This window comes from Aeromonas sp. DSM 116730 (assembly GCF_046581335.1).
Taxonomy (GTDB): domain Bacteria; phylum Pseudomonadota; class Gammaproteobacteria; order Enterobacterales; family Aeromonadaceae; genus Aeromonas; species Aeromonas rivipollensis.
The window spans coordinates 3,114,715-3,126,520 of sequence record NZ_CP144265.1 but is presented as its reverse complement, the minus strand read 5'-3'; the positions used below and the strand labels follow the sequence as shown (position 1 = coordinate 3,126,520).

The 11,806-nt window shown below is 62.7% G+C and carries 8 protein-coding genes; 2 read left to right on the top strand and 6 right to left on the bottom strand.

Annotation, left to right across the window (positions count from 1 at the left end):
* Positions 1–4: 4 nt before the first annotated feature.
* Positions 5–805 (bottom strand): glucosamine-6-phosphate deaminase, encoded by an 801-nt coding sequence (gene nagB, locus Aeroheme_RS14165; RefSeq protein WP_411166072.1) that lies wholly within the window; start codon positions 803–805, stop codon positions 5–7.
* A gap of 271 nt (positions 806–1,076) precedes the next feature.
* Here nagB and nagE point away from each other — a divergent pair, with 271 nt between their 5' ends.
* Entirely contained in the window at positions 1,077–2,531 is a 1,455-nt protein-coding gene (gene nagE, locus Aeroheme_RS14160) for an N-acetylglucosamine-specific PTS transporter subunit IIBC (protein ID WP_106887386.1), read from the top strand.
* 123 nt (positions 2,532–2,654) lie between these two features.
* Positions 2,655–5,318 carry a beta-N-acetylhexosaminidase gene (locus Aeroheme_RS14155; RefSeq protein WP_163155982.1) on the top strand — a complete coding sequence of 888 codons (2,664 nt, stop codon included), beginning with the start codon at positions 2,655–2,657 and terminating at the stop codon, positions 5,316–5,318.
* Positions 5,319–5,560: 242 nt separating this feature from the next.
* Here the strand turns inward: Aeroheme_RS14155 and Aeroheme_RS14150 are convergent, their stop codons facing one another.
* The 5 genes from Aeroheme_RS14150 to Aeroheme_RS14130 are packed head-to-tail and all read right to left on the bottom strand — an operon-like array spanning position 5,561 to position 11,671.
* The gene (locus tag Aeroheme_RS14150; protein ID WP_289975609.1) at positions 5,561–6,127 is read right to left on the bottom strand and encodes a nucleotidyltransferase family protein; all 567 of its coding nucleotides are present in this window, start codon (positions 6,125–6,127) and stop codon (positions 5,561–5,563) included.
* A complete protein-coding gene (locus tag Aeroheme_RS14145) occupies positions 6,117–7,106 on the bottom strand; it encodes an XdhC family protein (protein ID WP_411166071.1) in 990 nt (329 codons plus the stop codon). Before Aeroheme_RS14145 ends, Aeroheme_RS14150 begins: the two co-directional genes overlap by 11 nt.
* On the bottom strand, positions 7,099–8,316 hold the full coding sequence (locus tag Aeroheme_RS14140; protein ID WP_411166070.1) for a c-type cytochrome: 1,218 nt from the start codon (positions 8,314–8,316) through the stop codon (positions 7,099–7,101). The genes Aeroheme_RS14145 and Aeroheme_RS14140 overlap by 8 nt, the downstream gene beginning before the upstream one ends.
* Positions 8,313–8,843, bottom strand: coding sequence for a (2Fe-2S)-binding protein (locus tag Aeroheme_RS14135; RefSeq protein WP_111911271.1), 531 nt, complete (start codon positions 8,841–8,843; stop codon positions 8,313–8,315). The genes Aeroheme_RS14140 and Aeroheme_RS14135 overlap by 4 nt, the downstream gene beginning before the upstream one ends.
* Positions 8,840–11,671: a xanthine dehydrogenase family protein molybdopterin-binding subunit gene (locus Aeroheme_RS14130; protein ID WP_411166069.1), complete on the bottom strand. Its 2,832-nt coding sequence runs from the start codon at positions 11,669–11,671 to the stop codon at positions 8,840–8,842. Before Aeroheme_RS14130 ends, Aeroheme_RS14135 begins: the two co-directional genes overlap by 4 nt.
* Between the last annotated feature and the right edge of the window lie 135 nt (positions 11,672–11,806).

The window sequence follows — 11,806 nt, the reverse complement described above, 5'->3', positions numbered from 1 at the left end:
CTCCTTACAGGCGGTCGATGTTGGCGGCTTCCAGCTGCTGGAAGTAACGGACCGTCTTGACTTTCAGCTCCATGGTGGAGGGTTCGTCGCACACCATCATGCCCTTGGGATGCAGTTGCAGGGTGGAGATGGTCCACATGTGGTTGACGCAGCCTTCCACCGCGGCCTGCAGGGCCAGGGCCTTGGCGTGGCCTGTCACCAGGATCATGATCTCCTCGGCATCCATCAGGGTGCCCACGCCCACGGTCAGCGCCAGCTTGGGCACCTGCTCCATGTCGCCACCGAAGAAGCGGGAGTTGGCGATGCGGGTGTCCTCGGTCAGGGTCTTGACCCGGGTACGGGAGGCCAGGGAAGAGGCCGGCTCGTTGAACGCGATGTGGCCGTCGTTGCCGACGCCGCCCATGAAGAGGTTGATCCTGCCGTAGGACTTGATCTTGTCTTCGTAGCGCTTGCACTCGGCCACCAGATCCTCGGCATTGCCGTTGAGGATGTTGATGTTTTCCGGGCGAATGTCGACGTGATTGAAGAAGTTGTTGTACATGAAGCTGTGGTAGCTCTCCGGGTGCTCGGCCGGCAGACCCACGTACTCATCCATGTTGAAGGTCACCACGTGCTGGAAGCTCACCTCGCCGGCCTTGTGCAGCTCGATCAGGCGCTTGTAGGTCGTCAGCGGCGTGCCGCCGGTGGGCAGGCCCAGCACGAAGGGGCGGTCGGCTGTCGGTTTGAACGCATTGATGCGGTCAACGATGTAACGGGCAGACCAGAGACCCACCTGGCTGGCAGACTTCAACGGGATCAGGCGCATTTTATATACCTCAGTACGGTTGCCGCACAGGATTGACGGCAAGGGACCAAACACGGATTCAAGTTGTTTTATAGCGTAAATAAAGATTGCGAACTAAGCCACATCTATCCGCTACCTTTATCTCTGTTGAGTGATAATGATCACGAAAGCTGGTTTATTAATTTGCGCAGCGAAATAAAACACATAGACTGCCAATCAAGCCTTGATGGCTTATGCGTCGAACGTGATAAGCACTTAATTTCTAGAAAAACATCAACTAAGGAGAGGAACCGTGAACATTCTCGGTTATTTGCAAAAGATCGGCCGTGCCCTGATGGTGCCGGTAGCGGTATTGCCTGCCGCAGCGATCCTGATGGGGATTGGCTATTGGATTGACCCGAACGGCTGGGGTGGTGGAAGTCCGGTCGCAGCTTTCCTGATCAAGGCGGGTGCCGCCATCATCGACAGCATGCCCGTGCTGTTTGCCGTGGGTGTTGCTTATGGCATGTCCAAGGATAAAGACGGTTCCGCCGCGCTGGCCGGTCTGGTCGGCTTCCTGGTGGTCACCACTCTGCTGAGCCCGGGCGCCGTTGCCCAGATCAAGGGTATCCCGGCCGACCAGGTGCCGGCAGCCTTTGCCAAGATCAGCAACCAGTTCGTCGGCATCCTCTGTGGTGTCATCGCGGCTGAGCTGTACAACCGCTTCAGCAGCGTCGAGCTGCACAAGGCGCTGGCCTTCTTCTCCGGCCGTCGTCTGGTGCCGATCGTGACCTCCGTTGTCATGATCGTTGTCTCCTTCATCCTGATGGCCGTCTGGCCGGTTATCTATGGTGGCCTGGTGAACTTCGGTGAATCCATCGTCAGCATGGGCTCCACCGGTGCCGGCATCTACGCCTTCTTCAACCGTCTGCTGATCCCGGTCGGTCTGCACCACGCCCTGAACTCGGTGTTCTGGTTCGACGTGGCCGGCATCAACGACATCCCGAACTTCCTGGGTGGTCAATCCTCCATCGACGCCGGCAAGGCTGTCGTGGGCGTGACCGGCATGTACCAGGCTGGCTTCTTCCCCATCATGATGTTCGGTCTGCCGGGTGCAGCACTGGCCATCTACCACAGCGCGAAGAAAGAGCACAAAGAGAAAGTTGCCTCCATCATGATCGCAGCCGCCTTTGCCGCCTTCTTCACCGGGGTGACCGAGCCGCTCGAGTTCTCCTTCATGTTCGTGGCGCCGGTACTGTACGTCATCCACGCCCTGCTGACCGGCCTGTCCGTGTTCATCGCCTCCAGCATGCACTGGATCGCCGGTTTCGGTTTCAGTGCCGGTCTGGTGGATATGGTGCTCTCCAGCCGCAACCCGCTGGCGACCCAGTGGTACATGCTGCTGGTACAAGGCCTGGTGTTCTTCGGTCTCTACTACGCCATCTTCCGTGCCGTTATTGTCAAGTTCAACCTGAAAACCCCGGGTCGTGAAGATGACGAAGCCGTGCCGGTACAGGCCCAGACCACCGACCGCACCGAGCTGGCTCGCCAGTATCTGGAAGTGCTGGGTGGCCAGGACAACCTGGTGACCATAGATGCCTGCATCACCCGTCTGCGTCTGACCCTGAAAGATCGCAGCATCGTCGATGAGCGCAAGCTCAAAGCCCTGGGCGCGGCCGGTGTGGTCAAGCTCGGTGAGCAGAACCTGCAGGTGATTCTGGGCCCCTTGGCCGAAATCATCGCCGGTGAGATGAAAGCCCTGCGTTAATCGAGCGACTCGCTCACCTCAAGTCTAAGTCCATTGTTGACATAACTAAGGGCCCCGTTCCCGGGGCCCCATATAAAAAAAGCCAAGAAAATCCAACCTTTACTTCAAATGAGAGCAGCAGTTATGAACTTGAAACATTCTCTGTTAGCCATTGCCATGTCTACCGTTTTCGTCAGCCAAGTGCAGGCAGCCGATGCCGCCAAGCAAGCCGTGGTCGATTCCCTCGCCAGCAACCTGGTCGTCAAGTACGAAGTCGTCACCAATGACGGTGCCGGCGCCGGCCTCGACTGCCAGGCCCTGGGTTCCGAGTGGGCGAGCTGTGGTGTTGCCAAGCTGCACCTGACCAATACCGGTGCCGACGTCACCTCCAAGGACTGGAGCATCTATGTCTCCTCCATCCGCCGCATCCAGCGGGTGGACAACGACCAGTTCACCATCACCCACCTGACCGGCGACCTCTATCGTTTGACGCCAACCGAGAAGTTCCAGGGCTTTGCCAAGGACGCCACGGTCGAAGTGCCCCTGGTGGTGGAGTACTGGGTATTGTTCGAATCTGACATCATGCCGAACTGGTACGTCGCCAGTGAAGGGGCCGAGCCGAAAGTGCTGGCCAGCATGAGCAACATCGACGATGCCACCACCTATGAGAAGCCGATGCCAGCCGACGGCTGGAAGCGCACCAAGGATGACAACAACATCCTGATGAACAGCGAGACCCGTTTTGCCGCCAACCAGACCAGCACATTGCTGCCTGCCGGCAAGATTGACGACCAGATACTGCCGACCCCGATGAAGCAGGTGGTCAAGGCCGGTCCCCAGGTCGATTTCTCCACCATCAAGCTCAATGCCCTGGACCTGCCAAGCGATCGCGCCGAGGCCATCAAGGCTCAACTGACCAAGCTGGGTGTTACCCTCTCCGACACCGGCTACCCGGTCACCATCAAGCTCGGCAGCAAGCTCAAGCAGGCCGAAGGTTATGACATGACCATAGGTGCCAAAGGCACAGTGGTGCAGGGTCATGACATCGACGGGGCCTTCTGGGGCGCCCAGTCCCTGATCTCCCTCTTGGGGGTTGACGACAAGCTGGTGAGCCAGATGAGCGTCGAGGATGCACCGCGCTTCGAATACCGCGGCATGCAGACCGACGTGGCCCGCCACTTCAGAAGCACTGAGACCATGAAGAAGCTGGTTGACCAGATGTCTGCCATGAAGCTCAACGTGCTGCACCTTGGCCTGACCAACGATGAAGGCTGGCGCATCGAGATCCCGGGCCTGCCGGAGCTGACCGACGTCGGCAGCCAGCGTTGCCACGATCTCTCCGAGACCCAGTGCCTGATGCCGCAGCTCGGCTCAGGCCCCACCAGCGACAACATGGGCTCCGGCTTCTACAGCAAGTCCGACTACATCGACCTGGTGCGTTACGCCAAGGCCCGTGGCGTGACCGTGATCCCCGAGATCAACATGCCGGCTCACGCCCGTGCCGCCGTGGTCTCCATGGAGGCGCGCTACAAGCGTCTGCTGGCGGAAGGCAAGGAAGCGGAAGCGAACCAGTTCCGTCTGACTGACCCGGATGACACCTCCAACGTCACCTCTGTGCAGTTCTACGACAAGATGTCCTTCATCAACCCCTGCCAGCCGGGTGCTGCCACCTTCGTGGCCAAGGTGATGGATGAAGTGGCCCAGATGCACCAGGCCGCCGGTCAGCCCCTGACCGCCTGGCACTACGGTGGTGACGAGGCGAAGAACATCATGCAGGGCGGCGGCTATCAGGATCCGGCCGTCACCCAGAAAGCCGATCTGGTCGCCTGGAAGGGCAACGTCGACTCCAGCAAGCAGGACAAGCCGTTCGGCAAGTCCCCGATGTGCCAGAAGATGATCGACGATGGCAAGATCAAGGACGTGGCCGAGCTGCCTGTTCATTTCGCCAAGGAAGTGAGCGAGATGGTCAAGGGCCACGGCTTCTCCACCCTGCAGGCGTGGGAAGATGGTCTGAAGTACGCCACGGACGCCAGCGTGTTCGCCACCGACAAGACCCGGGTCAACTTCTGGGAAACCCTTTACTGGGGTGGCTTCAACGAGGCGATGAAGTGGGCGCACAAGGGCTATGACGTGGTGCTCTCCAACCCCGACTACCTCTACTTCGACTTCCCGAACGAGGTACACCCGGCCGAGCGTGGCTACTACTGGGCGACCCGCTTCAACGACACCCGCAAGGTGTTCGCCTTCGCCCCGGAAAACCTGCCGCAGAACGCCGAGACCTCGGTTGACCGCGACGGCAACGCCTTCGTGGCCAAGGGTGACCAGGATCCGGTCAAGTTCAAGGGGATCTCCGGTCAGCAGTGGAGCGAAACCGTGCGCACCGACGCCCAGTACGAGTACATGGTCTACCCGCGGATCTTCTCCGTGGCCGAGCGTGCCTGGCACAAGGGCGGCTTCGAGCTGGATTACGTGAAGGGCCGCGAGTTCTCCGGTACCAGCAAGCACGTCAACAAGGCCACCCTGAACAAGGAGTGGAACCAGTTCGCCAACCTGCTGGGTCAGCGCGTGCTGCCGAAGCTGGATCAGGCCGGTGTCGAATACCGCCTCTCCGTGCCGGGCGCCAAGGTGGTGAACGGCAAGCTGGAAGCAAACGTGGATCTGCCGGGTCTGCCCATCCAGTACAGCCTGGACGGCACCACCTGGACCGCCTATGACGCCGCGGCCAAGCCGACCGTCAATGGCAAGGTCTGGCTGCGTACCACCAGCTTCGATGGCAAGCGCGCCAGCCGCGTCACCGAGCTGAACTGATAACGTATCGTCACTGACACAGGGCGGGTCGCAAGACCCGCCTTTCCCAAAGCCGATATGTCATCGGATTTGGGAAAGGTTGACTGTGCGTGTGAACCTTTGTTGTGTGTGTATTGTCTGTTTTTCATCACTTGTGACCCCGCTTCGTGCGGGGCTTTTTTTGTCCGGCGATCAGGCCGGCCGCAGGCGTCATAGGGTGGGGAGGCAGGAGCGGGAAGAGGCAGGTCTGACGGGCTGGCGGCTCAGAGCGGATCCTCTGGCCAGTCGATGTCTTGCACGCAGCCAGGATCGTCCAGTGGCAGGGTGCGCAGGCGCCCCTGATGGCGCAGCAATACGCCTTGCGCTCCCTGTTCCCCCTCCAGGCTCGCCAGCTCGGGGAGCAGATCGGCGGGGAAGCTGACGGGATGGCCCGGCTGCCCCTGATGGAGGGGGCGCACTATCTCCCTGCCAGTCTGGGCGGCTTGCAGCGCCCGCAGGCTGGCGGGGGAGAGGTGGGGCATGTCGGCCAGGGTGATGAGCAGGCTGTGGATGGGGCGGCCGCTCGCCAGCAGAGTGCGCACCCCGTGAGCCAGGCTGTCCCCCAGGCCGCCATCCCGTGGCACCTGGGTCAGCTCGGCCCCGGAGTCCGCCAGCAGGCGGCGCAGTGTCTCGTCGCGCTGCCTGAGCACCACCAGCACGCTGTCATGACAGGGGAGCAGGGTGGCCAGGGTGCGCAGGATCAGGGGCGGGGAGCCCGCGAGGCGCTTGTCGCTGCCGTAGCGACGGGAGAAGCCGGCCGCCAGCAGCAGGGCGACGCGCTCAGGCTGCATCTGTGGCGTCTCGCAATCGGATGCCCTGGCGCACGGCGATCACCTCGGCCAGCACGGCGATGGCGATCTCTATGGGGGTCTTGCTGCCGATGGGCAGCCCTATGGGGGCGTGGATCCGCGCAAGCTGGGTCTGACTCGCCTCGGCAATTCGCTGCAGCCGCTCCAGCCGACGGGCGCTGGTGCGCACCGAGCCCATGGCGCCGAGGTAGAAGGCGTCGGATTCGAGCCCCGCCATCAGCCCGGCATCGTCGATCCTGGGGTCGTGGGCCAGTGCCAGCACGGCGCTCCGGGCCGTGGCATGGCGCTCGACGAAGCGCTCGGGATCGCACCACTCCACCGCTATTCCTCCTTGCTCCGGCCCCCAGTGCCAGTCGCGGCGGTACGGCTCACGGGTATCGCATAGCCGCACCTCGAAACCGGCGGCCTGACCGAGCCGCGCTACCTGCTCGCTCACCTGGCTGATGCCGAGCAGCAGCAGGCGCCAGCGCTGGGCATAGCTCAGGCGTACCCGGCCTGGCGCCTCTTGCTCGCCGGGATCCGTCGTCTCTTCGTCCAGATAGCGGCGTTTCCCCTGCTCGAGCAGCACCTCCCGTACGAAGGGGTGGCCCCCTTGCAGTCTGGTGAGCCACTCATCGAGATCCGCGCTGGCCGCGTCCCCTTCGAGGTGCTCCACCAGCAGCCGGATGCGACCCCCACACGGCAGCTCGAACGCACTGCCATCGGGGGCCAGGTGGGAGCCATAGTCCAGCAGGCTCAGGGGGGCGTCATGCTCCCCCCTGGCCAGCATGTCGACGAAGGCATCCTCGATGCAGCCGCCGGAGATGGAGCCGCTGCGGTGGATGCCATCGGTGGCGAACAGGGCACCCTTGGGGCGGGGGGCCGAGCCGTAGGTCGCGACTATGCTGCACAGCCAGATGCCTTTCCCCTGGGCCAGCCAGACGAGACTCTGACGCAGCACCTCCAGCTGAGCGTCACTCATCGTGCGCCTCGACGATCTCCTTCTTGAGCGTCTTGATGTCGTCGGCACTCAGGGCGGAGGGCTGATGGGCCCAGGTCTGGCGCAGGAAGTTCACCAGATCCGCCAGTTGCTGGTCGTTGAGCTCTTTGGCGTAGCTGGGCATGGGGGCGAAGCGCTCGGTCTGGCTGTAGCTCTGGGCCGGGATCCCGCGCAGCAGCACCGCCAGGGTATTGGTCGCGCTCGCCTGATCCAGGGTGGCGTTGGTATACATGGAGGGCGTCACGTTCGGCTTGCCCTGGCCCTCCTGGCCGTGACAACCGGCGCAGTAGTCCCGGTAGAGCCCGTAACCAGGGTGCGATGCGTCCATAGTGACCGGCTTGGGCGCAGGCTCCGGCAACGGGGTGTCGCTGCCGAGCAGGTAGCTGGTGACGGCATGCATGTCCTCGTCGGTCAGGTAGGCGAAGCTCTTCTCGACCACGGGATACATGCCGGCGAAGACGCCGCCCTTGACCGAGTAGCCCTTGCGCAGTAGCCGGGTCAGGGAGTCATGGGTCCAGCCCTGGCGCCTGAGCTCGGTGGCGGTGATCTCCGGGGCCATCACCCCCTCTATCATGGCCCCTTTCAGGTAGCGGGAGCCGTCCATCGCCATGAAGGTATCCCGCGGCGTGTGGCACTCGCCGCAGTGTCCCAGCCCATCCACCAGGTAGCGGCCACGGTTCCAGTTGTTGCTCTTGGCCGGATCCGGTTGGAAGGGGCTGTCCTCGTGGGCCACCAGGTTCCAGAACACCAGGCCGGTGCGCACGTTGAAGGGGAAGCCGACCTCGTTGTCGCGGTTCGGGGTGGCGGCCGGCTTGGTCTGCATGAAGTAGGCGTAGAGCGCCTTCATGTCCTCATCCGTGACCATGTGATAGGAGGTGTAGGGCATGGCGGGATAGAGGCGTCCCTTGGGGGCGTTGCCGTTGTGCATCACCTCATAGAAATCCTCATAGCTGTAGCTGCCTATCCCCTGGTTTTTGTCGGAGCTGATGTTGGTGGAGTAGATGACGCCAAAAGGTGTCTTGAACGCCAGCCCACCGGCGTATTTCTGGCCCCCCTCGGCGGTGTGGCAGGCGGCGCAGTCACCGACCTTGGAGAGGTATGCCCCCTGTGCCACCAGTGGATCCTGGGTGTCGGCCGCAGAGACGGCGCCAGCGCCCAGCAAGAGCGCGAATGTGAGTCTGGAGAGCATCATGTGCGTACTACCCCCTCCGAGATCAGCATAGCCTTGACCCCCTCGTAGTACTTCTTGTAACCGGTGCAGCGGCAGACGTGATCTTTAAGCGCACCCTCTATGGTGGATTCAAGATCGGCCATGGCCACAGGCTCTTTGCGCAGCCGCTCCAGCAGCACAGTGGTCTCGTTGACAAAACCCGAGGTACACCAGCCGCACTGGAAGGAGAAGTGATCCAGGAAGGTCTTCTGCACCGGGCTCAGGGCGATGATCTTGCCCAGGTTGTTGCGCTTGGCATGGCCTTCCACAGTGCGGATGCGCTGGCCGTTGAAGCGGCCCACCCCGTTGATGCAGGTGCGCACGCTCTCGCTGCTGCCATCCGCCCCGTCGACCACTATGGTGCAGGCATGGCAGACGCCGACGCCGCAGCCGAACTTGGTTCCGGTCAGGTTCACATACTCGTGCAGGAAGTCGATCATCATGGTGTTGTCATCCACTTCGATCGGGCCAATGAGACGGTCGTTGATGGTCATGTTTACGGTGATCATTGGATGGCCTTCTGAATGTCGGTTGCAGTGACGGGAAGATGATAGAAACGGGTGCCGGTCGCCTGATAGATGGCTTCGACCAGGGCGGCGACCACGGGGATCATCACCACTTCGCCTATGCCCTTGGTGGCATCGGTCGGCGAGAGGGGATCGAGCAGGGTGTGGGTCAGATTCCAGACCGGCAGCTGGTGCGCCAGGGGGACCTGATAGCGGTTCAGGTTCCAGGTGCCGTTGCCCGGCCCGTCCTGCCCGGCGGGCAGGTATTCATAGAGGGCGTGACCTACCCCCATGGCCAGGCCGCCCTGGATCTGCCCTTCCACCAGTTCGGGGACTATGACCCGGCCGGCGTCCAGCCAGCTGTGGGCAGACAGTATGTGCACCTTGCCGGAACCCTTCTCCAGCGCTATCTCGACCAGGGTGGCGCAGGGGGCGTAGTAGGTCACCATGGCGTTGTTCAGGCTGGTGCTGGGGTAGTGGGCCTGGGTGCGATCGAGCAGCTGGTAGCCGTTGGCATCCGCCTGTGCACGTTTCTCGCTGCTGGCGCCGTCGCCGTAGCGCAACGCCAGCGCATCTATGGGCAGGCGCTGGCTCTGACCCTCTATGGTGAAGTCGCACTCGGCCCAGGCCCAGCGGTTGAAGCTGTGGACCATGGCGCCGGTAATCAGGCCGTTGGCGTGAGCGTGGGCCGCCAGCAGGGCGAGCGGCAGCGGCGGCATGCCACGGGTCGTCAGCCCCGCCGGGGTCCAGCTCGCCTCGCTGGCGGGGCCCAGATCCAGGCCTGCCTGACCGACGAAGTACTGCTTGCGCCAGATGGCGGTTGCCGCCGGCCAGAGCGTCTGCTCGAACAGAATGCGGGCCGCGGTGACGGTGGCATGGCTCTGGAAGTAGGAGGAGATGGAGGCCGATGAGGCCTGCGGAATGGCCAGGGTCCAGCGCGGGTTCTTCTGCATCTCGTCCTGACGTTCCTGCGAGATGGTGTAGGGGTTGTCGGTCGAGACCAGCTTGAAGCTATCCCAGAGGGCGATTTCGGCGAGCGCTATGGTGTCGGCCGGTTGGCCCAGGTAGCGGCTGACGATCTCGGCCTGGGAGGTCTGGATCCCGGTGCCCATCTCCATGCCGCTGATCTTGAGGAGTATCTCCCCCTTGCTTGTCAGCTCGACGCAGGCGGAGGGGGCCACGGCGCCGGTGCCATAGTCCTTGGTGGTGATGCCAAAGCCAGTGCCGTGCAGGCGATCCGGATGCTGGGCCTCGTAAGCCTGCTTCCTGGCCTGGCGCTGGGCCCAGATCTCGTGCTGCTCGGCCATCGCCAGGATCTCGGGGTAACGGTTGTTGCCCTCGGGAATGGCCCCCTGGGTATTGGGCTGGCCGGGCTTGATCAGGTTGCGGCGCCGCAGCTCCAGCGGATCCATCTTCAGCAGTGCGGCGGCCTCGTTGACCATCATCTCCATGGCCGCCATGGTTTGCAGGGATCCATACCCTCGCATGGAGCCGCAATCCGGGTTCTCGGAGGGCAGGGCGACCGCGGTGATGTCGTTCCTGGGCAGGTAGTAGACCCCCTGGATGGCGCTGGCCCCCACGCTGGCCACCGAGCCGGTGAAGTTCAGGCGGCCGCCGCCGTCCACTGTCATGGCGCTGATCAGGGCGCGGAACTGGCCGCTCTGCTTGTCGATCACCAGCTTGTTGTGCATGTTGAACGGATGACGCTTGAGGCCACCCTGGAACTGTTCGAAGCGATCGTTGGCCAGGCGCACCGGGCCCTCGCCATAAAGGGTCGCGAGCAGGCCATAGAAGGGGAATATGGTGTGATCCTTGGCCCCGAAGCCACCCCCGATGAAGGGGGAGTGCACCACCAGCTTGTCGACCTTGCCGGCCAGCGGCCCCTTGGCCAGCATCTCGGCGGCTTCGTAGTAGAAGTCGTGAGGGGACTGGGTGCTCACCACCAGGTGCATGGTGCGCGCCTTGGCGTCGAACCAGCCGTTGAAGTTTTCCGGCTCCATCATCATGGGCTCGATGAACTGGGTCTGGTAGCTGCGATCCAGCACCAGGGCGTCCTCGGCCTCCAGCTCCTTGTGCACCTGCTCGGCCTGATACATCCCCTGCTCACCGGCGTTGCCATCGGCTCTGGCCGTCGGCCATACCGGCTGGTGGCTGACGATGGCCGGGAAGAAGAGGCCGTTCTTCAAGGTACTGTATTGATCTTCCCTGCCGAGCTTGCCCTCAATCCGGATGATGCGCCAGCAGGCCCAGGGATCCCGGGTGGTGGCGACCAGGGGGGTCACATCACCGTAGCGCACCACCTTGTTGTTGAACTGCAGGATCTGCTTGGCCCGGTTGAAGGTGGCGAAGTCCGCGAAGATAAGCATGGCGGCCGTATGACCCAGATAGTCCGGGGTGGCCCCTTCGCTGACCATCATGTTGATGCCGTAGAAAGAGGGCAGCTCTACACCGTCGCGCACCAGGTCGGTGGCCGTGATCACCCGGCGGGGCTGGGCATTGGCGGGCAGCATGGAGAGATCCAGCCCCAGATAGACGCGATCCGCCTTGTCGAGCCGGATCAGCAGCGCATGTTGCTGCTGGGACGGCCAGCCAGCCAGATCCTGCGCACGATAGTCCCGGCTGTAGATCTTCTGGCCTGTGACCTTGGCCAGGCCATCGCTGCGAAACTTGACCTTGCCGCCCTGCTTCCACTGGCCGAGCAAGGCGGGATCGAAGACCTCGTCTTCCATGCCGGACAGGGAGAGGTTGGCGAGGAGGGGGGCGCTGTAGACGGCGATGCCGGCGATGACGCACTGCTTGATGAAATCACGTCTTGATACGGAGTAGGACATGGCTCAGCTACCTGTGTGAGGATGAGGCGAGTGGCTCGGGGGGAGGGAGGGGACAGGTGTTGTCGACCATCTTCCCTGATGTCGCAGCAAAAATGACAAAGTTGTAAATAGGATACTAGGATGATGCAGTTTGGA